The 26431-nt window shown below is 71.2% G+C and carries 28 protein-coding genes and 1 pseudogene; 18 read left to right on the top strand and 11 right to left on the bottom strand.

Features of this window, described 5'->3' with window-relative positions:
- Nucleotides 1-318: 318 nt before the first annotated feature.
- The 4 genes from IE257_RS04440 to IE257_RS04425 form a co-directional block, all read right to left on the bottom strand.
- On the bottom strand, nt 319-1347 hold the full coding sequence (locus tag IE257_RS04440; protein ID WP_189964932.1) for an ABC-2 membrane transporter-related protein: 1029 nt from the start codon (nt 1345-1347) through the stop codon (nt 319-321).
- A complete protein-coding gene (locus tag IE257_RS04435) occupies nt 1344-2348 on the bottom strand; it encodes an ABC transporter ATP-binding protein (RefSeq protein WP_189964930.1) in 1005 nt (334 codons plus the stop codon). Before IE257_RS04435 ends, IE257_RS04440 begins: the two co-directional genes overlap by 4 nt.
- A complete protein-coding gene (locus tag IE257_RS04430) occupies nt 2345-2746 on the bottom strand; it encodes a GntR family transcriptional regulator (RefSeq protein WP_189964928.1) in 402 nt (133 codons plus the stop codon). The genes IE257_RS04435 and IE257_RS04430 overlap by 4 nt, the downstream gene beginning before the upstream one ends.
- A 191-nt stretch (nt 2747-2937) precedes the next feature.
- Nucleotides 2938-4272 carry an alpha/beta hydrolase gene (locus tag IE257_RS04425; protein ID WP_189964926.1) on the bottom strand — a complete coding sequence of 445 codons (1335 nt, stop codon included), beginning with the start codon at nt 4270-4272 and terminating at the stop codon, nt 2938-2940.
- Nucleotides 4273-4340: 68 nt separating this feature from the next.
- Between IE257_RS04425 and IE257_RS04420 the strand changes: the two genes are divergently transcribed.
- Both IE257_RS04420 and IE257_RS04415 read left to right on the top strand, forming a co-directional pair.
- Nucleotides 4341-4958 carry a TetR/AcrR family transcriptional regulator gene (locus tag IE257_RS04420; protein WP_189964924.1) on the top strand — a complete coding sequence of 206 codons (618 nt, stop codon included), beginning with the start codon at nt 4341-4343 and terminating at the stop codon, nt 4956-4958.
- A gap of 573 nt (nt 4959-5531) precedes the next feature.
- Nucleotides 5532-6179, top strand: a complete 648-nt coding sequence (locus IE257_RS04415; RefSeq protein ID WP_189964922.1) for a hypothetical protein — start codon at nt 5532-5534, stop codon at nt 6177-6179.
- A 204-nt stretch (nt 6180-6383) separates the two neighbouring features.
- On the opposite strand, the gene IE257_RS04410 is transcribed toward IE257_RS04415, so the two are convergent.
- Nucleotides 6384-6575 (bottom strand): SRPBCC family protein, encoded by a 192-nt coding sequence (locus tag IE257_RS04410; RefSeq protein ID WP_189964920.1) that lies wholly within the window; start codon nt 6573-6575, stop codon nt 6384-6386.
- Nucleotides 6576-6778: 203 nt separating this feature from the next.
- Between IE257_RS04410 and IE257_RS04405 the strand changes: the two genes are divergently transcribed.
- On the top strand, nt 6779-7438 hold the full coding sequence (locus tag IE257_RS04405) for a maleylpyruvate isomerase N-terminal domain-containing protein (protein WP_189964918.1): 660 nt from the start codon (nt 6779-6781) through the stop codon (nt 7436-7438).
- 100 nt (nt 7439-7538) lie between these two features.
- On the opposite strand, the gene IE257_RS04400 is transcribed toward IE257_RS04405, so the two are convergent.
- Nucleotides 7539-7802 carry a hypothetical protein gene (locus tag IE257_RS04400; RefSeq protein ID WP_189964917.1) on the bottom strand — a complete coding sequence of 88 codons (264 nt, stop codon included), beginning with the start codon at nt 7800-7802 and terminating at the stop codon, nt 7539-7541.
- Between the two features lie 232 nt (nt 7803-8034).
- Between IE257_RS04400 and IE257_RS04395 the strand changes: the two genes are divergently transcribed.
- From IE257_RS04395 to IE257_RS04380, 4 genes and pseudogenes are all read left to right on the top strand, one after another.
- The gene (locus tag IE257_RS04395) at nt 8035-9183 is read left to right on the top strand and encodes a nuclear transport factor 2 family protein (protein WP_189966114.1); all 1149 of its coding nucleotides are present in this window, start codon (nt 8035-8037) and stop codon (nt 9181-9183) included.
- A 762-nt stretch (nt 9184-9945) separates the two neighbouring features.
- Nucleotides 9946-10053 (top strand): annotated as a pseudogene (locus tag IE257_RS39290) (hypothetical protein); the annotation flags it as partial.
- A gap of 310 nt (nt 10054-10363) precedes the next feature.
- On the top strand, nt 10364-10819 hold the full coding sequence (locus IE257_RS04385; protein WP_189964914.1) for a DUF6841 family protein: 456 nt from the start codon (nt 10364-10366) through the stop codon (nt 10817-10819).
- A 175-nt stretch (nt 10820-10994) separates the two neighbouring features.
- Nucleotides 10995-12203 (top strand): serine hydrolase domain-containing protein, encoded by a 1209-nt coding sequence (locus tag IE257_RS04380; RefSeq protein ID WP_189964912.1) that lies wholly within the window; start codon nt 10995-10997, stop codon nt 12201-12203.
- Between the two features lie 639 nt (nt 12204-12842).
- Here IE257_RS04380 and IE257_RS04375 read toward each other — a convergent pair.
- Complete coding sequence (locus IE257_RS04375; RefSeq protein ID WP_189964910.1) at nt 12843-13796, bottom strand: GlxA family transcriptional regulator; 954 nt, start codon at nt 13794-13796, stop codon at nt 12843-12845.
- Between the two features lie 219 nt (nt 13797-14015).
- Between IE257_RS04375 and IE257_RS04370 the strand changes: the two genes are divergently transcribed.
- The 4 genes from IE257_RS04370 to IE257_RS04355 are packed head-to-tail and all read left to right on the top strand — an operon-like array spanning nt 14016 to nt 15837.
- Nucleotides 14016-14684: a DJ-1/PfpI family protein gene (locus tag IE257_RS04370; RefSeq protein WP_189964908.1), complete on the top strand. Its 669-nt coding sequence runs from the start codon at nt 14016-14018 to the stop codon at nt 14682-14684.
- A 52-nt stretch (nt 14685-14736) separates the two neighbouring features.
- A complete protein-coding gene (locus IE257_RS04365) occupies nt 14737-15045 on the top strand; it encodes a hypothetical protein (RefSeq protein ID WP_189964906.1) in 309 nt (102 codons plus the stop codon).
- Complete coding sequence (locus IE257_RS04360) at nt 15042-15551, top strand: hypothetical protein (RefSeq protein ID WP_189964904.1); 510 nt, start codon at nt 15042-15044, stop codon at nt 15549-15551. Before IE257_RS04365 ends, IE257_RS04360 begins: the two co-directional genes overlap by 4 nt.
- A gap of 1 nt (nt 15552) precedes the next feature.
- Entirely contained in the window at nt 15553-15837 is a 285-nt protein-coding gene (locus tag IE257_RS04355) for a DUF3817 domain-containing protein (RefSeq protein ID WP_189964903.1), read from the top strand.
- Here IE257_RS04355 and IE257_RS04350 read toward each other — a convergent pair.
- Complete coding sequence (locus IE257_RS04350; RefSeq protein ID WP_189964901.1) at nt 15827-17062, bottom strand: NAD(P)/FAD-dependent oxidoreductase; 1236 nt, start codon at nt 17060-17062, stop codon at nt 15827-15829. The two genes, IE257_RS04355 and IE257_RS04350, sit on opposite strands and share 11 nt — an antisense overlap.
- A gap of 275 nt (nt 17063-17337) precedes the next feature.
- On the opposite strand from IE257_RS04350, the gene IE257_RS04345 reads away from it, so the two are divergent.
- A complete protein-coding gene (locus tag IE257_RS04345; protein WP_189964899.1) occupies nt 17338-17556 on the top strand; it encodes a hypothetical protein in 219 nt (72 codons plus the stop codon).
- Nucleotides 17557-17772: 216 nt separating this feature from the next.
- On the opposite strand, the gene IE257_RS04340 is transcribed toward IE257_RS04345, so the two are convergent.
- From IE257_RS04340 to IE257_RS04330, 3 genes are all read right to left on the bottom strand, one after another.
- Nucleotides 17773-18252, bottom strand: coding sequence for an SRPBCC family protein (locus tag IE257_RS04340; protein WP_189964897.1), 480 nt, complete (start codon nt 18250-18252; stop codon nt 17773-17775).
- Between the two features lie 86 nt (nt 18253-18338).
- Nucleotides 18339-19334: an SDR family NAD(P)-dependent oxidoreductase gene (locus tag IE257_RS04335; protein WP_189964896.1), complete on the bottom strand. Its 996-nt coding sequence runs from the start codon at nt 19332-19334 to the stop codon at nt 18339-18341.
- Nucleotides 19331-20518 carry a UDP-N-acetylglucosamine--N-acetylmuramyl-(pentapeptide) pyrophosphoryl-undecaprenol N-acetylglucosamine transferase gene (locus tag IE257_RS04330; protein ID WP_189964894.1) on the bottom strand — a complete coding sequence of 396 codons (1188 nt, stop codon included), beginning with the start codon at nt 20516-20518 and terminating at the stop codon, nt 19331-19333. Before IE257_RS04330 ends, IE257_RS04335 begins: the two co-directional genes overlap by 4 nt.
- Before the next feature lie 73 nt (nt 20519-20591).
- Between IE257_RS04330 and IE257_RS04325 the strand changes: the two genes are divergently transcribed.
- The 6 genes from IE257_RS04325 (at nt 20592) to IE257_RS04300 (ending at nt 26293) form a co-directional block, all read left to right on the top strand.
- Nucleotides 20592-21314, top strand: coding sequence for a response regulator transcription factor (locus IE257_RS04325; protein ID WP_189964892.1), 723 nt, complete (start codon nt 20592-20594; stop codon nt 21312-21314).
- Nucleotides 21311-22705 (top strand): sensor histidine kinase, encoded by a 1395-nt coding sequence (locus IE257_RS04320; protein ID WP_189964890.1) that lies wholly within the window; start codon nt 21311-21313, stop codon nt 22703-22705. Before IE257_RS04325 ends, IE257_RS04320 begins: the two co-directional genes overlap by 4 nt.
- Before the next feature lie 316 nt (nt 22706-23021).
- Nucleotides 23022-23225, top strand: coding sequence for a cold-shock protein (locus IE257_RS04315; RefSeq protein WP_004986771.1), 204 nt, complete (start codon nt 23022-23024; stop codon nt 23223-23225).
- 383 nt (nt 23226-23608) lie between these two features.
- Entirely contained in the window at nt 23609-25153 is a 1545-nt protein-coding gene (locus IE257_RS04310) for a DEAD/DEAH box helicase (RefSeq protein ID WP_189964888.1), read from the top strand.
- Nucleotides 25154-25202: 49 nt separating this feature from the next.
- Nucleotides 25203-25529: an SCO5918 family protein gene (locus IE257_RS04305; RefSeq protein ID WP_189966112.1), complete on the top strand. Its 327-nt coding sequence runs from the start codon at nt 25203-25205 to the stop codon at nt 25527-25529.
- 425 nt (nt 25530-25954) lie between these two features.
- Nucleotides 25955-26293 carry a MerR family transcriptional regulator gene (locus tag IE257_RS04300; RefSeq protein WP_189964886.1) on the top strand — a complete coding sequence of 113 codons (339 nt, stop codon included), beginning with the start codon at nt 25955-25957 and terminating at the stop codon, nt 26291-26293.
- The last annotated feature ends 138 nt before the right edge of the window (nt 26294-26431 follow it).

The raw sequence follows: 26431 nt of genomic DNA, 5'->3' as shown, positions 1-26431 counted from the left end.
CTCTGTGACGGCGACGGCTGTGGCGGCACCGCTGTTGGCCGGGGACCGGACGTCATCACCGCGGCGTCGTGCGCGGGGCCGGACACATGCCGCGCGGGTCTCACGGCGCGATGGCAGGCGCCAGGGCAGGCGCGATCGCGGGGCCGGTGCCAGGCGACCGGCCCCCGCCTGACCTGGGGCTTCGTACCGCCCGCCGGTTCGCCGATTCGCCAGGGCGGCCGGGGACGGCGTAGACGGGCACTCACACGGCGGCACTCACGCGGCAGTGCTTACAAGCCGGTGCCTACGAGGCAGTGCCTACGAGCCGCAGGGCGGCGCTCACTCGGTGGTGCTCGCGCCGCGCGGGGTGCCGCCCGTACGGCTCTTCAGCACGCGGTACGCGGCGAAGATCAGTACGGCGACGATGGCGCAGGTGAGGGCCGTCGCCATGAGCTGGAGCGGCCAGTAGTGGGCGAGGGGGTGGAAGTCGCGGTAGTAGCCGACGGCGTCGAGCTTGTCGTACGTGGCGCGGCAGTCAGGGAAGACGTCGCCGCCGCAGTAGGGGTTCGGCAGTCGGGCGCCGGTGGAGGTGAGGATGCCCTCGTCGACCGCGATCCCCGCGCCTGACGGAGCGCCCTGCACCCGGTTGCGCACCTGGGTCACGCTGGGCCACAGGTAGGGCAGTGCCGTGTGGACGATGGCGAACACGCCGGTCGTGGCGACGACGGAGATGCCGAGGGCGGGCAGGGAGCGGCGCCAGAGCAGACCGACCAGGACTCCGACGACGAGGCCCAGGAGGGCCAGGGCGACCGTGAGCGGCCCGCCCGAGTAGAAGGTCGAGACGTCGGACCAGGACTTGGCGGTGTCTATGCGGCCCTTCCCGGCCGACCAGGCAAGGTGGTGCAGCGCGACCACCAGCCCGGCGCCTGCGACGACGAGGGTGGCCGGGAGGGCGAGTTTGGTGGTGAGCCAGCGCACCGGGGAAACCGACTGGGCCCAGGTCAGCTGAGCGGTGCCCGTTTCGAGTTCCCTGCTGGTCAGTGTGGCTCCGGCCCAGGCGGCTACGAGGAAGGGGAGGGCGAGGACGGCGAAGGTGGTGGCGGAGTAGACCTCCTTGTAGCGGATGATCGCGGGCTGGTCGTAGGCGCACTTCGACGCCCCGGCACACGCGTTGTACTGCTCCCACGCCGCCGCGGAGGCGTCGGTGAGCGGGCCGCCCAGCCACAGCAGCGCGGCAGAGAGTACGACCACGAGGCCGACCCAGACGCACAGCGCCGGCCGGTGCAGGCGCAGCACCCACCGGGTCAGACGGGGCGCGGGGGACGGATGCCGGGTGGCCGGGGGAGCGGTGGGGGCAACGGCGGTCATGCGGGCTCCTCCTGGGGCATGGCGGAGGCGGAAGTCGCTTCCTGGGACGTGGGGGAAGCAGATGTGGAATCAGAAGCGGAAGCGGAAGCAGAATCGGAGGCGGAAGCGGAAGCTTGGCCGAGAGTGAGCGGGGGCGCCGCCGGGTTGCGCAGGTGGGCGAGGACCAGCGCTTCCAGGGACAGGTCGTTCGTCTGCCAGCCGACGGGCAACGGCCCTGCGGGGCGGACGAGGGCGGTGACCTGGCGACCGGTGATACGGGATTCCACCGTGGTGTGCGGGGCCAGGTCGAAGTCGGCGCCGGTGGCGGCCTCCCGTGCGGGCCCGGTGATCAGGGAGTGCACGGCGAGCAGGTCGTCGATGTCACCCGCCAGACGCACCCGGCCGTCGCCGATCAGCAGCAAGTGGTCGCAGGAATCCTCCAGTTCGGCGATGACGTGTGAGGACATCACGATGGTGGTGCCGTACCGCGCTGCCGTGGCCATGAGCGTGCCCATCAGCTCGTGCCGGGCCAGCGGGTCGAGGTCGGCCACCGGCTCGTCCAGCAGCAGCAGTTCCGGCCGCTTGGCGAGGGCGAGGGCTAGCGCCACGCGGGTGCGCTGGCCGCCGGACAGTGAGCGGACACGGGTTTCGAGGTCCAGGCCACCGCCCGCCGCGACCCGCTCCGCGGTGTCCGCGTCCCAGCTGTCGGGGTTGAGATCGGCGCCCATGTGGAGCGTCTCGGCGACGGTGAGCTGCGCGTACAGCGGCTTGTCCTGGGAGACGAAGCCGATCCGCGGCCGCACGTGGGCCGGGTGCCCGCCGAGCACCGTGACCGAACCCTCGCTGGGGGCGATCAGCCCCGCCGCCAGGGCGAGCAGCGTCGACTTGCCCGCGCCGTTGGGCCCCACGAGTGCACTGACACGTCCGGCCGGCAGCTGAAACGTGCAGTCACGCAGGGCCCACCCGCCGCGCCGACGGAACGCCTTCCCCAGCCCGGTTGCCTCGATGGCACTGCTCGTCATCGGTGATCCTGTTCCTTCTCGGTGGTATCGAAGTGCTCGTCCAGCACGACAGCGAAGAGTGCCGCCACGTCATCCCGCTCCAGGCCGGCCGTCCGAGCGCGCGACGCCCACTCGGAGAGTTCGCCCCGCAGTGGAGAGTCACTCGGTGTGGCACCGAGTGACCTGCGCACGAAGGTGCCGAGGCCCCGCCGGGCCTCGACCAGGCCCTCGCGTTCCAGTTCCCGGTAGGCCTTGAGCACCGTGTTCGGGTTGACTGCCGTGGCCTCCACGACCTCTCGGGCAGCCGGAAGCTTGTCGCCCGGCTCCAGCAGACCCAGGCGCAAGGCCTGCTTGGTCTGCTGGACGATCTGCACGTAGGTGGCAACCCCGCTGCGCCGGTCGATCCGGTATTCGATCATCCCGGCAAACACCCTTTCACTATTTGAGTAGTGAATAGTGGATCGAGGAGGGCGTGGATGTCAAGGAGGGCGCCGGCCGCGGGGTCCGGCACGCGTCGCTGCGCCTCGCTGCAGGTCGCTTCTCATGGGGTGGATCAGCCCGTGAGTCCAGGACGCGCCGGGTGGGGGCGGGGCTTGCGCGTTCCCTGTCTTCATTTGTGGTCGCGCAGGAAGGTGGGGATCTCATCATGGGTCGGGTAGTTCGGCAGGGGGGCTGGAGTGTCCTGGAGGAACGCAGTGATGACGGCGGCGGCGCGGTCGTTGTTGTCGTCCAGGTCGTTCCACATGTGGTGTCCGACTCCGGGCATGTACTGCGTGCGCTGGATGGCGGGGTCATGGGCAAGGATGGCGGTCGCCCATTGACGGACCTGGGAGGAGCATTCGGCGATCATCAGCATCGCGGGAGTCCGCGACTGCCTCAGTAACGGCGCGATGGAGGGCGAGTCCTTGACTGTCTGCTGGACGCGGAGGCTGGCAGCGGGGCTGAAGGAGAAGTTCTGTGCGGTGTCCTCGACGGGGATGCGGTGCGCGTCGCGCGCGCAGTACGCGGATGCGGTGTCGCTGCCGAGGTCTGCGGCGGTGAAGGCGTTGTCGCCTTCGGCCTGTCCGATCAGTCCGGTGTCGGGGGTGAGGAGTCCGAGTCGCATGAGGCCGAATGCCACGGCGTACCGGGGGGCGTGCGTCGACCGCGGTCCGGTCGGAGCCGGGGCGAGGCCTCGTGCGGATGCTCGGCCCTCGTGCCCGGTGATGTGTGCGGTGGGGCCGTCCATGGGCCCGGGCTCGGCGATGATCGCCCGGTGCAGGCGTGTGGCGACGTCAGGGTCGGCCAGGGCTCGGGTGAGCACGACTCCGCCTCCGGAGAACCCGAGGATATCGACCCTGCCCTTGTCCAGGCGGTCGACGAAGGCGGCGAGGTCACGGACCGACCTGGAGATCGTGTACTGGTCCATGGAGAGCAGGTCGCTTCGTCCGCCGCCGGCCTGTTCGTAGGCGTGGACGTCGTAGCCCTGGCGTGCCAGGAGTCGCAGAAACCGGTGGTCTTGCACCGAGATGCCGCGCACGGGTCCTCCGTGCAGGTACACGATCGGGACGGGGTGCCGGGGGCCGGGGTTCGCGGGCGGGTAGTGATACACCGCGACCCGGCTGCCCGTGGCCAGGTCCCAGTGCTGAGTGGACACGAACGGCAGCGCGGGCGGGTACCGCCGAGCCGTCGGCGCGGTCGGGATGCAGACCGTCGCCGTCAACGCCGCCGCTACGGCCGCCGGCACGAACGGCACGAGCCGCGCCGGCCAGGTGCGGTGCCGGCCCCGCCACAGCGCGAGGGCAGTCCCGGCTCCGAGGATCGTCAACCACGCGGCGAGCCCGGAACCTGCCCCGTCCGTGAGGGCGATCAGCACGAGGAAGATGACGACCAGCGCCGAGACGGCGGCCAGGGTCAGCAGTATGTGACCGGTGAGGCGGACGAGGCGTTTGGCGGACGTGGGCACGGCGGACCTCCGACAGTTTCAGAACGCTGTTTCAAAACGACGTTATCAAAGAAGGTAGGCTGCTGACCGTGGGTAGGCCCAGAACAAACGACGAAGCCGTCAAAGAGCGGCTCGTGGAGTGCGCGACCGAGATGCTCGCCACCCGTCCGCGAGAGTCGGTCACGGTCCGCGCCGTGGCTGCTGCTGCCGAGGCGTCGACGACGGCGGTGTACTCCTTGTTCGGGGGTAAGGACGGGCTGATCGGTGCGGTGCGCGACAGAGCCGTCGCCGGCCTGTTCCAGGACCTGTCGACGGCGCAGACGTCCGCGGACCCTCTCGCCGACCTCTACGCGCTGGCCGTTGCCTACCGTCGTTGGGGGTGCGGACACAGCCACCTGTACACGGTGCTGTTCGGCGGTGTGCAGTCCTTCGACCCGTCGGGAGAGGTCGGTGCCAGTGACCCGATCCGTCCGCTCCTCGCGGCGATCGATCGCGCCTTGACGGCGTCCGCCCTCGCTGGCGACGCAACCGCGATCGCCCTGTCGATCTGGGCAACCCTGCACGGGCTCGTGACTCTCGAACTGGCCGGGGTCCTCGACGACACCACGGCCGAGGCCGCATTCCGCTCGTCGATTCACGCCACCCTGCGCGGATGGACGACCGCGGAGGTGTTCCGCAGTCTTCGCCAGGCCGAACCCGCTCGGTGAACAGGATCAGGTCCGGTATCCGGGCTCTCCCGATCCTGGCTGAATCAGTGGTGCGTGGTCGGTGAAGGCCGGCAGGCCAAGGTCAACCAGCTGCGGCCGGCCATCGGTCGGAGCTCGTTTGAGGCTGTTGAGCTTGGCCATCGAGGCGTCAAAGCCGACTTGAAGTGACGGTGGGGAGGGTGTGGTGGTGATGCCGGGTAGGCAGCGCGGTGTCGGTGGCAGCGTCCTGGTCGGGGCGGTGCCGGCTGGGTGCGGCAGGGTGGGCGCAATGGTCGTCGGCGTACGAGACGGCGGGCCTGGCCTGGCCCGAGCCTGCTGGTAGGGGCAGGGGCGCTGCCGGAGCCGTGGGTTGGTGGGGGCGTGGCGGCGCCCGGACGCTCCCCGCACACCCTTGGCAGGCCGCTTCGCCGGGCGCCGGCGCCGGACACCGCATTCTCAAGGGCGCTCGGCACGCCGGTGGGCGGGACCGGGAGTTGGTCGATGCGCCTGCCGAAGGCGTTCGGTGGGGCTGCCGATGACGGAGCCGGTCATGTCGTAGGCAGCCCTTAGCCTGTCGCCATGCAGACAACTCTGATGATCTACGACGGCACCGCTCCGGCCGATTCGGACGTCCCGCGTACCGGGGGCTTGCCGTTGGCTCCTGCAGGATTCACCTGGCCCATGTGCGGCTCCTGCTGCGGAGAGCCGTTGCAGTTCTTCGTCCATCTCCCCGTCGAGTACGGCGTCCTGTCGGTATTCGTGTGCCAGAACGACCCCGGCGCATGTGAATTCTGGGACGCGACTTCCGGCGCGAACCGGGTCTACCTGTTCCCGCGGGAGGAACTGCAGCCGGTATCCGTGCCCGAGACGGGAGTGACGCTGCTGCCCGCCGTCTCGGCCATCCGCACCCACGTCGTTACGCTCGACCCCGAGGAGAACGACGGCCACGACGGCCACGACGAACTCGCCCCCGACGCATACGACCTTGCCCGCTCAGGATGGAAGCGGGAACCCGAAGAACGATTCGGGAAGCAACGCGAAGTGCTCGGGTCACTCGGAGGCAGCCCCTCCTACCTTGAGGACGACCGACTGCCCGCATGCCCGTCCTGCGCCGGGACGACGGAATTCGCGGCGCATCTGGAAGAAGGGATCTCCTCGCAGACCGCGATGAACCTCGGCGGCCAGCTGGGCTACGTCTTCGTCTGCCGTGCTTGCCGCGAAGGCGCCTTCCTCACCGACTGAACACACCGGATGCCGGGCCCTCGACCCTTGGGCCTCTCCTACTCGGATGATGCCGGCCCGGCCCTCGACGCCGGAGGCGTCCGTCCCGTCCTGCGTCCAGCCCTCCGGCCGGGCCCTGGCCGAGGCGGCGCCGCGCACCCCTGTCCAGCTGGACGCGGTGGTCAGCTCCCGGCGTGACCGTAGGCGCCCGCGTTGTATTTCCTGTCAGTCGCTTGTCGCCGTCTCCCTTGCGATCAGGCCGGCCAGGTGGTCCAGTCCGCCGTCGAAGACGCCGGCGACGATGCCTTCCGCGTCCGCGGCAGGGATTCCCGACGGCTGGAACTCGGCCCGCCACACGATCTCGCTCGTGGTCTCGGTCCTCGCGTGCGCCCGGATCCCGGCGACAAAGCCGGTCACCGGCATCGGGCCGCCGGTCACCGGGTACCGGTGGAAGTACCGTCCGGAGGGCGAAGCGGGATGGCTGTGCGCCCAGTGCCGATGGCGGCATGCGCAGGCGGGTTCGTCCTCGCGTGACGCAAAGCATTCCGGCGGGGGACACGCCCGGCCGGCCCGTATGGCCGCGCTTGTCCGCCGCGGCAGCGCCGCACTACGGTGCCGGTGTGGACCTCTTCACCCGTTCCTGGACGGCGTTGCTTGCGGCGGTCGCCCAGATCCCGGACCCGGACTTCGCACGGCCGTCGGGCTGTGCCGGCTGGCTCGTGCGGGACCTCGTGTGCCACCTGGTCATCGATGCCCAGGACGTCCTGATCACCCTTGCCACCCCCGCCACGACGGAGCCGACCGTCGACGCGGTGACCTACTGGCACGTCGAGGACCGGCCCCCGACCGGCGAGGACCCGCTCGACGCCCTCACCGTCCGGCTGGCCGCCGCGTACGGGGACCCGCACCTGCTCCGGTTCCACCTCGACGACGTCGGCTCCGCCGCCGGCCGCGCCGCCGGACTCGCCGATCCGCGGGCCCGGGTGGGCACCCGCGACGAGGTCCTCACCGTGGGCGACTACCTCGGCGCGTACGTCCTGGAGTGGACGCTGCACCACCTCGACCTGATCGCCCACCTCCCGGGCGCTCCCACCCGGCCGCCCGGGGAGAGCATGGCCCGCTCGCGCGCCATGCTGGAGCGGATCGCCGGGGCGTCGTTCCCCACCACGTTCACCGACCGGGACGCACTCCTGGTCGGCACCGGCCGCAACGCGCCCACGGACGCACAGCGCGCCGAACTGCGCCACGCGGCGGTGAGGTTCCCGCTCGTCCTGGGCTGATACGCCCCGGCTGGCCCCTCCGAGCCGATCACGGGCGGGTCGGCTCGGAGTCCACCACGGTCACGGCCGGGCAGGTCGAGCACGAGGAGAGATCCTGGCCTCAGCGCAGGATGTTGGCCCAATGGGCCAGGACCGAGGGAAGCTCGTTGGCATCCACCCATGCCCGGAACAGTTGGGCACGTTCGGCCGGCCGCTCCGGGGTGCCGGTGTACACGGCGACAACCGCGCGGTCGTGCATCAGCGCTTCCTCCCTCTGTCCGTGCCGTTCCTTCCAGACGCTGATGAACCCCTGGCGGTACGTCAGCGGTCCTATCTCGTATACATCGTTGGGCTCAGGATCCCCAGGGTCTCCGTTTATGTTCATGGGTCAAGACCCTATGCCTGCTCCATGGCTTTTTTCATGAAAACAGACAGCCATGCACACCGTGATCGGCGGCCGGCCGGACGGCCGCAAGAAGCCGACACACGGTTGACGAAAGCCCGCCACACGGCCAGTTCCATGGCACCTGCATGACCAGCCGATGTGCGCATTGCGCAGAGCTGGGCTGCGAGATACGCGCTTGTCGCAGCCATCACCGTGCACCAATCTGGCGCTCATGACCTCACCGAACACCATCGCCGTCCTCGGCATGGGCCGCATGGGCGACTCGATCGCGACACGGCTGGCTGCCAAGGACCGGGACGTCGTCGGCTGGACATGCTCCGGGCGCACGTCAGGCGCCGTCAGGATGACCAGCGATCCGCAGGAGGCCGTGGCGAAGGCCGGCCTCGTGCTCCTGGCGTTGTTCGACGGTCCGGCCTGCCGGCAGGTCCTCGAAGACATCCATGGCTCGCTGCGAGCAGACACGATCGTGCTGAACACCAGCACCATCGCTCCCGCCGAAGCGTCGGAGATGGCCCGGCAAATCGGCGGGTCCTACGTCCACGCGCCCCTGCTCGGCTCTCCGCCTGCTGCCTCGGCCGGCACCCTGCAGATTCTCGCGGCCGCCTGCCAGGACGCATTCGATCGAGTCCGACCGGTTCTGGAAACGCTGGGCACCGTGCGGCGCGTCGACGACGCCCCCACCGCCGCTTCACTCAAGCTGATCGCCAACAACAGCCTCGCCGGCGCCGTCCTCGCGCTGCGCGACTCACTGCGGCAGTCCGACGCCCTCGGTCTTCCCCGCGGCCAGGCACTGGACATCCTCGAACTCGGCCAGCTCGGCGAGCTCGTGGCCCGCAAACGCCCGTTCCTCGTCGACGAGCCGGGAGCGGTCACGGCTGAGTTCACCATCGGCGCGCTGGCCAAGGACCTGTCTCTTCTGGCCGCCGCGTCGAACACCCCTCTGCGCAGCGCAGCCAATCCGGCCGACACCCCTGCCGACCCCGGGTCCGACACCGCCACGGTGCCCACCATGCAGGACGCCGTACTCGAACCGCTCCGCGCCTACATCCGCGGACACGCCACCGGCGACCCTGCTCACTTCAGGACCGCCTTCCTCCCCACCGCCCACATCGAAGGCGTCCGGGACGGCGCATTCGTCTCGTGGTCCCTGAACGAGTACTGCGCTCTCTTCCGAGGCCGACCGGCCCCCGACGAACCGACCCGGTCTCGCCGCATCGACATCATCGATGTCCACGGCACCGTCGCGACTGCGACCATGTCGCTCTCGCACGGCTCGGACACGTTCACCGACATCTTCTTGCTGGCCCGTGTCGACGACGGCTGGCGGATCGCCAACAAGGCCTATCACCGACACTCCTGAGGGGGTCGAGGATCGGCAGCAGCGCTTCGGCGGCGTCGCACACCGGCGCAGGCCGTTGTGCCGGGGGCGCGCGAGCGCGACGAGCGCCCGGCCGATGGCTGCTACGCCATGCTTCGGCGCCGGGCATGCCGCTGGTGACGATGATCGTGGCCACGTCGCCGGTCTCGTTGCGGCCCAACCGGACGACGCCTCGGCGCGCGCTGCGCCGGTGCGTCCACGCCGCGCGAAGGCCTTCGGTGCCGTGTACGCCGGTGGGGAACTGCTTCCCGGGGCCGGCCGGACGCGGTAGGTGCCACGACAGCCCGAAGCGGGTGCGGGTCGCTCGCCCCGGGACCGGAAGGCCCGCCATCTCGTCCAACGGCTACGGTGGGCCCATGTCTATGGTTCCGCCCGAGGTGGCAGCCTTCGTCGCCACGGCATCCCGGCTGTCCGAAAGGACGCTGGACGCGATCCGGCAGACCGCCGCCGCAGCGGTGACATCAGGCGCGTACGACCATGCCGCCGTGCCCGCCCTTTCCGCCGCAGAGTTCAGCGCACTGAACAGACAGGTCCGTGACGCCTTCGCCCCGCGCGGCGATGAGCTCAGCGCCGGACGCCCGGGCGGGCTGAGGTCCGCCATCGCCCGTACGACCCAGACCGCACAAGCGATCTGGAAGCGCGACCGGCTGACCACCGACCAGTACGCCTCTCTCACCGAGACGTTCACAGCCCACGGCATCCCCATCCCGTTGCCGCCGTGTCCGGAACAACCCGGTCTTCGTCCTGGAGGAGGACGGCAAGAGGCTCGGCTTCTATGCCTTCACCGACGAGGACGGTGACCTGCTCCTGGGCAAGCTCTTTGTCGACGCCGACGAGATCGGCAAGGGCCACGGCAAGCTTCTCTGGCAACATGCGGTCCAGCGAGCTGGGGCGATCAGAGCTCATCGTCGCCTCGGATCCGAACGCCGCTCCGTTCTACGCGGCCATTGGGGGCCGTGCAGTACGCGACGAAGCCGACCGCCGAGCCGTCCTGGACCCTGCACATGTTCCGTTACACCCTCTCCCGCTAGCCCCGGGCGTCCCGGGAAGCCTCAGCCGTCCCCGTTCGCGCATAGGTCTGCCGACGCAGTTCCCGGCGACGGGCAGGACACCGCACACCACCGTCCCGGCCGTGACGGCGCCCGCGCCTACGGTGGGTGTCATGGACGACATCGCAGCCGAGATCGACGACTACCTCGACCGCTACGCCGGCACCCTCACCTCCTACGACGCCCAGGCGGCCGCCGCTCTGTGGGGGAGCCCCGGCATGATCCTCAACGACGAGCAGGGCGCGGGCGTCCTGGAATCCCGGGAAGCGATGGCCAGAGGGCTGGAACAGTCCTACCCCCTCTACCGCAGGCTCGGCCTGGCCTCCGTCGGATTCGAGCGCCTGAGCCATGAACGGCTCAGCGCCACGATCTACCTCGTACGCGTCCGGTGGCTCTTCTACGACCAGGAAGGCAACCGGATGACCGACAGCCTTGCCAGCTACATCCTGCGCCGCGGCGACGGCGGCCTGCGGGCGTTCGTGTGCGTCCCCGCCGACGACGTCGAGAAACTGCAAGCCCTCGCCGCCGAGAAGGGCGTCAGCCTGTCCCCTCGCCAGGGGCATCAGTAGGGCGAACCACCCTCTCAGCAACCGTGAGTTCGGGGGGATCACCGTCCTCCGGACCCCTGATGCAGGGTCAGGGAATGATCAGGGTCCGGGCAGGGTGATCCCCGACGAACCGGGCAGACTCGGACGGACAGACTCACCTGGACTTGATCATCACGTTCCAAGTGGAGATTCCCCCATGCGCCGTTCCTCGGCCCTGTCCCTGACCGCCGCCCTGGCGTTCGGTGCCATCGTCCCCGCGCAGGCCGCCACCGCTGCCTCCGCGCACGCCGGCACCGCAAAGGACCTCGACCGTGCCGCCCTGCGCGAGGCGATTGCCGTGCGCCCGGACGACGGTGCCGCCGGCATCGTGGCCGACGTGCACAAGAACGGGCAGAGATGGCGCGGTACGTCCGGAGACATCAATACCGGCAAGCCCATCAGCCCCGATGCGCACTTCCGTATCGGCAGCATCAGCAAGCCCATGGAGGCCGTCATTCTCCTCCAACTGTCCGCCGAGGGCCGCGTCGATCTGGACCAGAGCGTCCAGCACTACTTGCCCGGGCTGCTGCCGGAGAGCCGGTTCGAGGAGCCGATCAGCGTCCGGCAGCTGCTCAACCACACCGGTGGCCTGCCCCAGGACTTCGAGGGGTCCCCGGCCACCCCGGCGGACGAGGAGATCGAGCGCCGCTTCGAGTACCTCTCCTTCGACGAGGTCATCGAGCAGACGCTTCGCCCCGTGGGCAGGCCGGCGCCGGGTCCGCGCTTTCGCCCGGGTACCCGGCAGGAGTACAACTCCTTCGGTTACCGCGTCGCAGGCAAGCTCATCGAAGAGATCACCAAGCACCCGTACCAGTACGAGGTGACTGCCCGCATCCTGAAGCCGCTCAAGATGCGGGAAACCAGAGCCGCCGTGCCGGGCCGCAGCACGCCCGTGCCTGCGCCCTACCTGCCGGGTTACATGGCCAGGAGCAACGGCGAGCTGGTCGATGTCAACGTGCAGGGCGGACTGCCCGCCAGCATGACCTCGACCACGGGTGACCTGGACCGCTTCATCTCCGGCCTGTTCGACGGCCGACTGTTGCGTCCGGCGCAGGCGGCGGAGCTGTTCGCGGTGCCGAAGGGCACCGACGGCAAGCCGCTGCCGTACGCCAACGGCTCCAACTGCAACACCGGCCCGTCGAAGGGCACGGCATGCTTCAGCGTCGGCCTCATGTCCGTGCCGCTGCCCGACGGCTCGGTCCTGTGGGGCAAGACGGGCTCCGATCCGGGATACCGGAGCGGCGTCTTCGCCTCCCAGGACCTCAACCGGCGCGCGGTATACGCGATCGGTACGTCGTCGTCCCTCGACAACGGCGCCGGAACCGTGGTGGCCCAACGCTTGGCCCTCGCTGCCTTCGGCAACTAGGGATCGTCGATCGCGCGGTGGAGATACGGGGCCGCCGCGGCACCGCCTCCGGCGAAATGCCGGCCGATGTGTTCAGCGCAGGCCAGGTCCTCGGCGGCCCGGCCTGCGTCGCCGGTTCCGGCCGTTGTCTTCTGCACCACCGTGCGATCGGTCGGATCGGGCGACCGGATCAGACCGGATGGTTCATCTCGCCATTCTCGCCGAGGTCCGCATCGCTGATGCCAATGGGCCATTCGACGACCGCCACCGAGTCTCGGGACACGTCGGTGCCGTCATTCGGCAATCGACATGGCCGGGAGCGCCTCGTTTTGATGCGGAGCTGCGGGATGACGAGTCCGGTTCCCTGGTGGCCGCCGTCAGCGATGGTCGTGGTGTGGCCGACGGCGCGGCGTCCTTGGTGATTTCGCGTTGCACCACGGTCACCAGCTTGCTGAAGCAGCGGGCTCCGCCCGGTGAACGGGGCTGTCCAGGAGGGCGTCGACGCCGTGATCGCACCACACACAGGACGTTCGGCCAGCGGCCGGGTGCGGTGCCGGGCGTCGTGGGCCCGGGCAAGATCCGAAAGAGACGGATCAGGCCGGAAAACCCCGCTCACGTCGTCGACCCGGCTGCACGGCAGCTCACACCGCCCCGGCCGGGTCACGGCGCCTGCTGCGTCCGGAACGTACGTCGGTAGGCGTGCGGGCTCGTGCCGGTGAGGCGTTTGAAGCGTTCACGGAACGCGGTGGGGGAGCCGAAGCCGACCTGCGCGGCGATCCGTTCGACGGGGTGGGCGGTGGTCTCCAGCAGGTGCTGGGCCTGGCGGATGCGGGCCCGGTGCAGCCACTGCAGGGGTGATGTGCCGGTCTGTTCGCGAAAGCGGCGGTTCAGGGTCCGGATGCTCATGCCGCTCTGCCGGGCTAGTTCGTCGAGGGTGAGCTCGCGCCGGGCGTTGTCCTCCATCCACCGCATGAGCGGCTCCAGGACCGATCCACGAGGCGCCGGCGGCTGGTCGTGGACGATGAACTGGGCCTGCCCGCCGTCGCGTTCCAGCGGCATGACGGACAGCCGGGCGGCGTCCGCCGCGACCGCGGAGCCGAGGTCGCGCCGGATCATGTGCAGGCACAGGTCGAGCCCGGCGGCGGCCCCGGCCGAGGTGAGCAGGTGCCCGTTGTCCACGTACAGCACCCCGGGGTCCACCTCGACGGCAGGATGGAGCGCGGCCAGCAGATCAGCGGCCGACCAGTGCGTGGTGGCGCGCAGGCCGTCCAGGAGGCCCGTGGCGGCCAGTACGAATGCGCCCACGCAGATGGAGGCGATCCGGGTTCCCCGCCCGGCTGCTTCCCGCAGCGCGTCGAGGACCTCCTCGGGTACGGGCGCCGTCGGATCGGCCGTGCCCGGCACCATGATCGTGTCCGCCTCGGCCAGCGCCGCCAGCGGCCACGGCGCGCGCAGGGTGAAAGCCCCGGCGTCGACCTCGGCGGAGGCCGCGCAGACCCGGACCCGGTAGGCCGCGCGGCCGTCGGGCAGACGGGTGCGCGAGAACACCTCGATGGGGGTCGACAGATCGAACGGAATCACTCCGTCCAGGGCGATCACGGCCACGGTATGCATGGCCCAACCATAGCTGTGCGCGGTGCACACGATCCGCGTGCCGGGGCACCAGTCTCATCATTACTACAGGTCAGATGCCTCATGGTGACCGGGATTCCAGTTGGCCGGAATCCGTTGGAAGGTGGCATTCCAGCCTCTTCCGAGGGTTGGGGGCCGTGACTAGCGTCGGTGTCGGCGCAGCATCCGTGCGCCGATCCCAGAGACAAGGAACCCTGTCCGATGCTGTGTCAGATCGTGCTGTTCGACGGCTTCGACCCCCTGGACGTCATCGCCCCGTACGAGGTCCTGCACGCCGGCTCGATGGCCGCACCGGGAGCCCTGCGGGTGGAACTGGTTTCCGCGGAGGGCCCGCGGGAGGTACCCGGCGGCGCGGGACCGATCTCCCTGCGGGCCACCGCCCGGCTCGACCCGCGGAGCGCGGACCTGGTCCTCGTGCCGGGCGCCGCCGGCCCGTTGGGCGACCTCTCCGATCCGGACGCCCCGGTGAACGCCGACTCCATTCCCGCCCTCCTCGGCCGCGCACTCGAAACCGGCCTGCCCGCACTGCTGAAGGACGCCCTGGACCGGCCGGGACTGACCGTCGCCACGGTCTGCGGGGGCTCCCTGGTACTCGCCATGGCCGGTTTGATCGAGGGCCGGCCCGTCACCACCCACCATCTCGGGAGAGACCTGCTCGATGCCACCGGCGCGGTGGCGATCGACGCCCGCGTCGTCGACGACGGCGACCTGGTCACAGGCGCGGGGGTCACCTCCGGTCTGGACCTGGGCCTGTACCTGTTGGAGCGCGAACTCGGCCCGCGCATCGCACACGCCGTGGAACAGCTGTTCGCCCACGAACGCCGCGGCACCGTCTGGCAGGCCTCGGGCCCGGTTCCCGCAGCCTTCTGACCCTCACCACCCGGCCCCGCCGCACCGGCCCCACCACCGAGAAAGCGCACCCATGTCCGTTGAAGGCATCTGGAACCTCCTCCTCGCCACCCCCATCGGAAGGCAGCGGGCCGTGCTCCGCCTGTTCACGCACGACGGTGACCTGCACGGAGTCGCCGCGTCGGACGCGGAGGAGGTTCCGCTGACCGCACTCGCGCTCCACGGCGACCGCCTGACGTGGCGCCAGTCGATCACCAAGCCCCTGCGTCTGCACCTCGTCTTCGACGTCACCGTGACGGAAGACGAACTGACCGGCACCGCCAGGGCCGGCCGGCTGCCCGCCACCCAGGTCACCGGCCACCGGACGGGATCGGCCGCGTGACGAAATTCCTCCTCGCCGTCCACGTCCTGGCGGCGATCATCACGATCGGCCCCGTCACCGTCGCCGCCAGTATGTTCCCCGCGGCCGCGCGCCGAGTCCTGGCCGCCCCCGAGGATGCGCGTTCCCTCGCGGAGGTCCGTACGCTGCACCGCATCTGCCGGATCTACGCCGTGATCGCGGTCGTGGTGCCGGTCTTCGGCCTGGCGACCGCCCGGAGCCTCCAGGTGCTGACCAGTCCCTGGCTCCTCACCTCGATGGCACTGACCGCCGCAGCCGCCGCTGTGCTCGCCGGACTGGTGCTGCCCCGCCAGGCAGCGGCCCTGGCCGGCCTGCACGGCGACCCCGACGCGCGGGCGACCTCCGCCGTACAACGGGCCGCCGTGCAGCAGGCCGCCGTACAGCGGGCCGTCCGACAACTGGCCATGTACACCGGAGTGTTCAACCTGTTGTGGGCCACGGTAACCGTCCTGATGATCGTCCGTCCCGGATCCACCACAGGAGCCTGACATGCAGAACCGCGCAAGCCTGCTCCTGCGGATCTCCGCCACCCTCGAACTCGCCACCCTGGCCGTCCTGCTGGTCAACCTCGGCGTGCTGCACCTGCCCGCGCTCGCCTCCGCCGTGGGCCCGGTGCACGGCTGCGCCTACCTGATCGTCATCATCGCGGTCACCCGAGAGCGCGGCCCGGACCGAGCGGCCGTACCGCTGTCGGCCGTCCCGGGCATCGGGGGCATCCTCGCTCTGCGCCGACTCGACGCGCACCGGGCTCCACCCGCCCCGGTCAGCGGGTGAGCAGAGATTCCAGGGGGACCTGCGGATCGGCGAGGCGCACCGGGTCGATGGGCGCGCGGGAGCGGATGAGGGTCTGGATCGGCTCGGTGACGTCCCAGACATTGACGTTCATGCCGGCCAGGACGCGATCGCCGGCCAGCCAGAACGCGATGAACTCCCGGGACTCGGCGCTTCCCCGGAAGACGACCCGGTCGTAGCCGCCGGGCTCCACGTACCCGGTGTACTCCATGCCCAGGTCGTATTGGTCGGTGAAGAAGTACGGCAGCCGGTCGTACACGACGTCCTGCCCGAGCATGGCGCGGGCGGCGGTCTGCGGCTGGTTAAGGGCGTTGGCCCAGTGCTCGACCCGGATGCGCCGCCCGAGGAAGGGATGGTGGGCGTTGGCCACGTCACCCGCCGCGTACACGTCGGGTGCGGAGGTGCGCAGGTGGTCGTCGGTGACGATGCCGTTGTCGACCTCCAGCCCCGCACCCTCGGCCAGGCCGGTGTTGGGTGTGATCCCGACACCCACGACGACGGTGTCCGCCGCCAGGCGGGTGCCGTCGTCGAGCAGGACACCGTCGGCGGTGTCCCCGTCACCAGTGATCTCGCTGATCCGAACGCCGAACCGGAGGTCGACGCCGTGGTCCCGGTGCAGGTCGGCGAAGACCTGGGCGACCTCCCGGCCGAGCACCCGCAGCAACGGCAGTTCGGCGCTCTCCAGCACCACCACCCGGGCGCCGGCCGCACGCGCGGCGGCAGCGGTCTCCAGGCCGATCCAGCCCGCGCCGATCACGACGACCGCCGCGCCGGGCCGAAAGGCCCGCTTGAGCCGGTCGCTGTCCTCCAGCCGCCTCAGGTACAGCACCCCGTCCAGGTCCGCGCCGGGAACGGGCAGCCGGCGCGGTGAGGAACCGGTGGTCAGCAGCAGCTTGGAGTAGTCGAGCCGGCGGCCGTCGGCGAGCGTCACCCGGCGGGCCGCGGTGTCGAGGGCGGTGGCCGTCGCGCCCCGCCGCAGGTCGACGTCGTGCTCGGCGTACCAATGCTCCGGATGTACGTAGACCGTCTCGCGCTCCTTCGTGCCCAGCAGGTAGTCCTTGGAGAGAGGCGGCCGCTCGTAGGGGCGCTCGTGTTCCGCACCGATGAGGACGAGCGGGCCGTCGTAGCCCTCCTCGCGCAGGACCTGCGCGGCTTTCGCCCCGCCCAGTCCCGCTCCGACGATGACGTACGCGCTGTTCGTGGTCATGACGGTGGCTTCCTTCACTCGGTGGTCCGCGGAGTGCTGGGCAGTCCGGAGTGACCCAGATTTCCACGGCTCCGCCCGTGCGCGCGGGTACGCGGCAGCCGGTCCGGTGCGTGTCGTCATCCGTCCCGGATGCGGCCCCGGTCCGCGCGAGCCGGCCCTCGGGGCCGCGGCAGCCGAGGCGGGACACCGGGTCCCCACCACCGGCCCGCGGTACGCGCGGCGCGACCGGGCACCCTCCCCGGACGGCACGTCAGGAAGGCTGCGAGACTACGACGATGAGCACTGCGCGCCGCCCGCTCGGGCAAGGACCCGCCCCCGCTGTCGACCCCCAGGAGCAGCCCGCCGCCCGCGGCCGCACCGCCGCCGAACGAGCCGCCGACGACGTACCCCCGCCCGCCCCGCCCACCGCGCCCGCCCCGGCCGACGCGCCCGCCCCGGCCGACGCGGAACCTCCGGCCTCCCGGCGCACGCTCGGAAACGGCTCCCGCCTCTGACCCGAACAGCCCCGGCCGGTGGCACGGCCGGGGCTGCGCAGACGACAGGATCCAGGCCGTCTCTTCCGGATCTTGCCGGGCCCGCGGCGCCCGGCACCGCACCTCGCTGCGTTGTCGGGCCCGCCCCAGTACGTCCAGTACAAGGGCGACCCTCCGCCTTGCGATGAACGGCACCGGACGCCGCGGGCTCGGCCGACAAGATCCGAAAGAGACGGCCTAGCCCCGTGCGTTCGCGGTCAGGACGTCGTCCAGGTGGGGCAGGACGTGGTCGGCCCACGCCTGCTCGTGGCGCTCGGCGCCGGCCCGGTCGTAGAAGCCGGTGTGGGTCAGCCGCAGCCGGGTCCCACCGTCCGGGGCGGGCTCCAGCTCGACGGTGACGACCGTCTCGGCACCGCCGGTGCCCATGGCGCCCGTGACCCAGGTCAGCCGCACCAGCCTGCTCGGCTCCAGCTCCAGGAACCTTCCGTAGTGGGGGTGGACCCGGTTCTCGTGCCGGGTGACGAACACGAACGGTTCGTCCACCGCGGCCCGCATCCGCACCGTGCCCGGCTCCGCGAACCAGGTGTCGAACCCCTCGGTCCACGCCCGGTACACCGCCTCGGGCGAGGCCTTCATCGCGCGCTCCACCGTCAGACCGTGCGGTCGCTCGACGAGGTCGGGTTCAGGCAGAGCACCGGGTCCCGTTGGTCCCGTCATCGGGCGTCCTCCTCGATCAATGGGTGTTCCGGCACCCAGAATGCCCCTCCCACCCCGCACCCGCCTCCGCGACGGGCCGACCGGCACTACACCGCGTACCGGTCCGGAGCGAAGAGCGAAGGGTTCGCCGCGATCCAGTCCGAGGTGCGGCGCAGACCCTCCTCCAGGCCGACCCGCGGCCGCCAGCCGGCCCACTCGCGGGCCCGGGAGTTGTCCGACAGCAGGCGCTGGACCTCGCTGCCCGACGGGCGGAGCCGCGAAGGGTCCACCACCACCTCCGCATCCCGGCCGGAGGCAGCGATCAGGGCCTCGGCCAGGGCTCCCACGGAGATCTCCTCGCCGGTGCCGAGGTTGACCACCTCGCCCAGCGCCCGGTCGCATTCCGCCACCGCCAGGAACCCCTCGGCCGTGTCCGTCACGTACGTGAAGTCCCGGGTCGGGGCGAGCGAGCCGAGTCGGATCTCCCGGGAGCCCGCGTGCAGCTGGGCGAGGATCGTCGGGATCACCGCGCGCGCCGACTGGCGCGGCCCGTACGTGTTGAAGGGGCGCACCACCGCCACCGGCAGCTCGAAGGCGTGGTGGAAGGAGAGCGCCATCATGTCCGCGCCGATCTTCGAAGCGGAGTACGGGGACTGCGGCTGCAGGGGATGGCTCTCGGAGATCGGCGCCGTCAGCGCCGTCCCGTAGACCTCGCTGGTCGAGGTGTGCACCAGACGGCCCACGCGGTGCCGGCGGCAGGCCTCCGCCACGTTCTGCGTACCGGTCACGTTCGTCTGCACGTACGCGCCCGGCGAGGCGTAGCTGTACGGGATCCCGATCAGCGCCGCCAGATGGAAGACGGTGTCGCAGCCGGCCACCGCATCGCTGACCCGGCCCGCGTCGCGGACGTCGCCCGCCCACATCTCCACCGGGCCGTCCGGATCGGCGAGGTAACGCGCCAGGTGGCCCTTCTCGGCGTACGGCTTGTAGTGGACGAAGGCGCGCACCCGCGCGCCCCGCGCGACCAGCAGGTCCACCAACGTCGAGCCGATGAAGCCCTCGGCACCGGTGACGAGGACGGTGCGGTCGGTCCAGCTGTTCATATGCGCTCCAGGTGTGGGGTGGGGACGAGGCCGGCGACGCGGAGGACCTCCGCGGCCAGCAGTTCGGCGGCCCGCGCGTGCGGGCCGGGGTCGGCGGCTCCGGCCATCGCCGCCAGCCGGGCCGGGTCGGCCAGCAGCGGGCCGACGAGATCGGCGAGGCGCCCGGCGGTGGTCTCGGCGTCGGGCAGCAGCAGACCCGCGCCCGCGTCGGACAGCACCCGCGCGTTGTGGGTCTGGTGGTCGCCGGGGGCGTACGGGTAGGGCACCAGCACCGAAGGCACCCCGGTCGCCGCCAGCTCGGCGACGGTCGCCGAGCCCGCTCGGCACACCACCAGGTCGGCGGCCGCGTAGACGAGGTCCATCCGGTCCAGGTACGCCGCCGCCCGCGCGATCCGCTGCCCGCCGGATGCGGCGAGGTCGGCGACCGCACCGGGCAGCGCCGCCGGACCCGTCTTGATCAGCAGCTGTACGTCGTCCCGCCCCTGCCAGAGCCCGGCCAGCGCCACGGCGGCCCCGGTCAGCCGTACGGCGCCCAGGCTGCCGCCGTTGAAGACGACGAGGCGCCGCCCGGCGGGGACGCCGAGGGCACGCCGGGCCTCGGCGCGCACGGCCGCCCGGTCCGGCCGGGGGAGTCGCGCGAGGCCGGCGAGTGCCGCGGAGATCGGCATTCCCGTGGTCAGGGCCCGGTCCCCGCCCGACAGGTGCCCCCGGCTGCGGTCGAAAGCCACCGCGACGTGCGGGGTGAGCCGGGCCGCGAACTGGTTGGCACGGCCGGGCACCGCGTTCGACTCGTGGATCACGGCCGGCAGCCCGGCCAGCCGCGCCCCGAGCACGGTGGGCGCGCTCGGATAACCGCCCATGCCGACGACGACGTGGGCGCCCTGCGCCCGGATCACCGAGCGCGCCTGGTGCGCCGAGCGCAGCAGCGCCGCGGGCAGCAGGTACCTCTTCGCGCCGAGGGCCGGGTCGAAGGGGATCATGTCGACGGTGTGCAGGCGGTAGCCGGCGCCGGGGATCAGCTCGGTCTCCAGGCCCCGTTCGGTCCCGATGAACGAGACCACGGCTGCGGGCACGGCGTCGCGCAGTGCCTCCGCGAGCGCGAGGCCGGGATAGATGTGCCCGCCGGTGCCGCCCGCACCGATCACGACGGAGAGGGCCGCGGGTGTGTGAGGTGGTGTGGTCATGGCCGCACACTCCCGGTGCGCCCTAAGAAGGTTCTAAGAGGTTCTCTCAGAAGCGTTTGGCAGGCTTTGCAGCATGAGCTCCATGGACAACACGGGAACCGCACTCAGCACGGGCAGGCAGCGCCTCCTCGTCGTCGACGACGAGCCCGAGGTACGGGCGGCCGTCGAGGACGGTCTCACGGTCGAGGGGTACGAGGTCCGGGGCGCGGCCGACGGCCTGGCCGCGCTCTCGCAGGTGGCGGCCTGGGAGCCCGACGCGGTCGTCCTCGACGTGATGATGCCGGTCCTCGACGGGCTCGCCGTCTGCCGGCAGCTGCGGGCCATGGGCGACCGTACGCCCGTCCTCGTACTGACCGCGCTCGACTCCGTCAGCGAGCGCGTCGACGGCCTGGAGGCGGGCGCCGACGACTACCTCGTCAAGCCGTTCGCCCTGGACGAGCTGATCGCCCGCGTCCGGGCGCTGCTCAGGCGGGCCGCGCCCGGACCGGTCGGCGCCGCCCCGCTCGGCTTCGCCGACCTCGTCCTCGACCCCGCGACCCGGACGGGCCGTCGGGGCGGCCGACCGCTGGAGTTCAGCCGTACCGAAGCGGCCCTGCTGGAGCTGCTCCTGCGTCACCCCGGCCAGGTACTCCCGCGCGAGCTGATCCTGGAGCTGGTGTGGGGACGGGACTTCGGGCCGGACTCCAACTCCCTGGCCGTGTACGTCGGCTACCTGCGCAGGAAACTGGAGGCCGGGGGCGAGCCCCGGCTGGTGCACACCGTCCACGGGGTCGGCTACCGGCTGGACGCGGCATGAGCGGCGGCCGCCGGAGGCTCGGACGCGCCTGGCGCAGACGCGGTCCCCTGAGGACCCGGCTCGCCCTGTCCGTCACCGCCGCCGTGGCCGTCGTGGCCGTCGGGGTGTGCGCGGCGGCGTTCCTCGTGGTCCGGTCCGCGCTCTACGAGCAGCTCGACCTCAGCCTGACCCAGTCCGCGCGGCTCGCCGCCCAGCGCAACCCGGGAGAAGCGCCGGGCCCCCTGGCGGGGGAGTGCCGGTTCCTGGCGGCTCCCGCGTGCGCGGAGGTGGTGGCCGCAGACCCGGCAGATCACCCCGCCACGCGGGGACTGCTGCCCGTGGACCCGGCCGCGCGGCAGGTCGCCGCGGGCCGGAAGGCCCCCTATTACACGAACATCACCGTGGCCGGGTTCCCCGCCCGGATGCTCACCACCGACTACGCGAAGGGCCGGGCGCTCCAGGTCGCCCTGCGGGCCGACACGGTCGAGGACGGCATCGAGGAGGCGGCCGGGTGGCTCGTGGTGACGGCGGCGGCCGGGGTACTGCTGGCCGCCCTCCTCGGGTACTGGGTCTCGCGGACCGGCCTGGCCCCCGTCACCCGGCTCACCGCGACGGCCGAGCGGATCGCCGCCACCCGCGATCCGCGGCACCGCATCGAACTGCCGCCGCCGGGCCGGGAGGACGAGATCACCCGGCTGGCCGGGAGCTTCAACACCATGCTCGGGGAGCTGGAGCAGTCGGTCACCGCGCAGCGCCAACTGGTGGCGGACGCCTCGCACGAACTGCGCACCCCGCTGACCGCACTGCGCACCAACGCCGAACTGCTGGCGCGGGCCGACCGGCTCACACCGGACCAGCGCGAGCGGGCCTCCGCCGCGCTCGGGCGGCAGCTGCGGGAGGTGACGGGGCTCGTCAACGACCTGATCGAGCTGGCGCGCGACGAGGAACCGCAACCGCTGGTGGAACAGGTCCGTCTCGGCGCGCTGGTGGAGCACTGCGCGCAGGCCGCGCGGACGCACTGGCCGGCCGTGCCCTTCCAGGCGCGGGTCCCCGCCGAGCCGGTCGTGGTGCCCGGGGTACCGGCCCGGCTGAGCCGGCTGCTCGGGAACCTGCTGGACAACGCGGCCAAGTTCAGCCGGGGCGGGCTGCCCGTGGAGGTGGAGCTGGTGCCGGGCGTCCCGGGTGTCCCGGGCCGCGGGCCGGAGCTCACGGTGCGTGACCACGGGCCCGGCATCGCGGCGGAGGATCTGCCGCACGTTTTCGACCGCTTCTACCGGGCGGGGGCGGCCCGCGCCCTGCCCGGTTCGGGGCTGGGCCTGGCGATGGCTCGGCAGATCGCGCGGGCGCACGCCGCCGAGCTGACGGCGGAGGCCGCCCCGGGCGGCGGCGCCCTCTTCCGGTTGACGTTCTGAGCATCGCCTCCGCAGATCACCGCCCCGCGGGGCATCAATATCTGTGGCGGCGCGATGAGAATTGGACGGACCGCGCCGTGAGGCTTTTTCTCGCAGCGAACGAGGCGAGATTCCTCACCACACAACGGGTACCGATGCGTGCTACTGTCGATCTCAGTTGCAGTTGTGGTTCCCAAAAACTTCAAGTACTCCAACAGGTCTTCGGGCCGTGGGTGTGCTTTTACTTTTCCGGTCATTTCCGGACGGGGCAATCATCGCGGCGACACGGGATCGACACAGTGTGGATCCCGATTCACTGCCCCAAAGGAGATATGACATGGCTACTGGAACCGTGAAGTGGTTCAACGCGGAAAAGGGCTTCGGCTTCATCGAGCAGGACGGTGGCGGCGCTGACGTGTTCGCCCACTACTCGAACATCGCCGCCCAGGGCTTCCGCGAGCTGCTCGAGGGCCAGAAGGTCAGCTTCGACATCGCGCAGGGCCAGAAGGGCCCGACGGCCGAGAACATCGTTCCCGCCTGACGCTGACGCGCACTTCGTAGCTGGGGCCCGCATCCTTCGGGGTGCGGGCCCCAGCTGCACGCGTTTTCCGCGCGTCCCCGCACCGGCTGCGGGGACCGCGCCGAGGAATCCGCCGTCCTCCGTACGCGGCTCCTCCGCCGGCCGACGCGCCGGCCGCCACGCCCGCCGGGTTTCTGCGCCCGGGTCCGGGTCCGGTTTCACCCCGAGTCGACCCCGGGTTTCACGCCCTGTCGGCATCACCTCATTTTCAGCACCTGCACCCGCCGCGATATCCGGCCGGCCAGGTCTGTTTCGTATTTTCATTCGGCCCGTTCTTGCAATTCTCCGCGCAGTGCACGACCGCGAGAATTCCTTGATATGTGCCGTATCGAGGAAGGTTCCGCATGAACCGCACACGCACGAACGAACGATCCACCCGCACCCGTAACAGCAGTGCCGGTTCCGGTTCCGGTTCTGGATTCGGATACGGCAAGAGCGGCGGCCGCTTCGGCGGTTCGGCCAGCGGCCGCTCCGGCGGCCCGGCTTCCGGCCGTTCCGGCGGTCCGAGCCGCTCGGGCGGGTACGGCCGCCGGCCGGCCGCCATCCAGGGCGAATTCGCCCTGCCCAAGACGATCACCCCCGCGCTGCCCGCCGTAGAGGCCTTCGCCGAACTCGACATGCCCGGGGAACTGCTCGCCGCACTCACCCTGCAGGGCGTCACCGTGCCGTTCCCGATCCAGGGCGCGACCCTGCCGAACTCTCTGGCCGGCCGCGACGTGCTCGGCCGCGGCCGGACCGGCTCCGGAAAGACCCTGGCCTTCGGACTCGCCCTGCTGGCCCGTACGGCCGGACAGCGCGCCGAGCCCCGTCAGCCGCTCGCACTGGTCCTCGTACCGACCCGCGAGCTGGCCCAGCAGGTCACCGACGCACTCACCCCCTACGCCCGCTCGCTCAAGCTGCGGCTGGCCACGGTCGTCGGCGGGATGCCCATCGGCCGGCAGGCCAGCGCGCTGCGGGGCGGGGCGGAAGTCGTCGTCGCCACGCCGGGCCGGCTCAAGGACCTGATCGACCGCGGGGACTGCAGGCTGAACCAGGTGGCCATCACTGTGCTGGACGAGGCCGACCAGATGGCCGACATGGGCTTCATGCCGCAGGTCACCGCCCTGCTCGACCAGGTGCGCCCCGAGGGGCAGCGCATGCTCTTCTCCGCCACCCTCGACCGCAACGTCGACCTGCTGGTGCGCCGCTACCTGACCGACCCGGTCGTGCACTCCGTCGACCCGTCCGCGGCCGCGGTGACGACGATGGAGCACCACGTGCTCCACGTACACGGCGGCGACAAGCACGCGGCCACGACGGAGATCGCGGCGCGCGACGGCCGCGTCATCATGTTCCTGGACACCAAGCACGCGGTGGACCAGCTCACCAGCCACCTGCTGAACAGCGGGGTGCGGGCCGCCGCACTGCACGGCGGCAAGTCGCAGCCGCAGCGCACGCGCACCCTGGCGCAGTTCAAGACCGGGCACGTCAGCGTGCTCGTCGCCACGAACGTCGCCGCCCGCGGCATCCACGTCGACAACCTCGACCTCGTCGTCAACGTGGACCCGCCCACCGACCACAAGGACTACCTGCACCGCGGCGGCCGCACCGCCCGTGCCGGTGAGTCCGGCAGCGTCGTCACCCTGGTCACCCCGAACCAGCGCCGCGACATGGCGCGCCTGATGGCAGCGGCCGGGATCACCCCGCAGACCACCCAGGTCCGCTCCGGCGAAGAGGCCCTGAGCCGGATCACCGGCGCCCAGGCCCCCTCCGGCATCCCGGTCGTCATCACCGCCCCGGTGGCGGAGCGGCGCGAGCGCACCGGCTCCGCCTCGCGCAACCGGCGCCGCCCCGCGGCGGCTGCGCGGCGCAGGCCCGTACGGCAGTCCGCCGCCGACACGGCTGCGTGAATCCCGCGTCCCCTCCGCGCTCCTTCTCCTTCTCTCCTTGCGAGGCATCATGCGCTGCGTCATCGCCCGATTCCCGTTCGACCTGACCAAGGCCGGAGTGCTGGAGTCGATGAAGGGCGTGAAGCCCGAGCCCATCGCCGGTGAGTCCGTGACCATCGGACGCCGGACCTACCCGGTCAAGCAGGTCGGCCAGGTCATCACGCGCCAGGACCGCCGGGACTTCAGCGCCGGGGAGGTCGTACGGGCCATGACCATGCTCGGGTTCACCTGCCACGGCCAGCCGCAGGCCCCCGCCGAGCCCGCACCCGCCCTGACCCCGTTCCAGCGCGCGTCGGCGATGCTCGGCGCGCCCGCGCCCGTATCGGTTTCCGCCTGATCGGATACCGGCAGCACAGCAGTGAGGGCCCGACCGCGTATGGCGGTCGGGCCCTCACTGCTGTGCTGTTCGAATATAGATCCTTCGCCGTCGAACACGAGAAAATCTATCCCCGTCATAGTAGACATCCGGCTGTGACGTGCCTATGGTTTCTCCCATAGCCAAGATCGAAGGAACGGAGGAGGCAGACGCCATCAGGATCGCCCGGGCAGGCACCTCACGCCCGGGTACCGCACGACCCCCGAACGGAAGGTGGTCCCCGGTCAGGCATTCCCGATCCCCGCACTCCCGCCCGTGTCCAGGGCGCGAAGCGGAAACAGAGAGCCGGCGCAGCGCTGAGGCCGGTAGATGGTGTTGAATTTCCTTCAGGGCCTTGGTGCCGTACGGCACCAAGGCCCTTCGACGCGTCCAAAGAAGAGGTGCAGATGACAGCGGATGACTCGCTCGGCGGCCGACTGGACGACGATGACTACCCCGCCTACACGATGGGCCGGGCTGCCGAACTCCTCGGCACGACCCCGGGTTTCCTGCGCGCCATCGGCGAGGCCCGTCTGATCACGCCGTTGCGCTCCGCAGGTGGGCATCGCCGGTACTCCCGCTACCAGCTGCGGATCGCGGCCCGCGCCCGGGAAATGGTCGATCAGGGCACGCCGGTCGAAGCCGCCTGCCGCATCGTCATCCTGGAGGACCAGCTCGAAGAGGCGCAGCGCATCAACGCCGAGTTCCGCCGCGCCGCGACCGCCGCGAGCGACGACTCCCGCTGAGCGCCTGCCCGGGACGCCGGCCCAACGGCACCGGCCGGTCCGGTCCGGCGACTTCGTACCGAGAAGTCCACGGGGCCGCTCACCCAACCGCGGGCCGCCCACCCAACCGCGCCCTGCCTCCTGCGTCTTGTCGCGGCG

Source organism: Streptomyces avidinii, from assembly GCF_014650695.1.
Taxonomy (GTDB): Bacteria; Actinomycetota; Actinomycetes; order Streptomycetales; family Streptomycetaceae; genus Streptomyces; species Streptomyces avidinii.
This window is presented reverse-complemented; position numbering and strand designations above follow the sequence as displayed.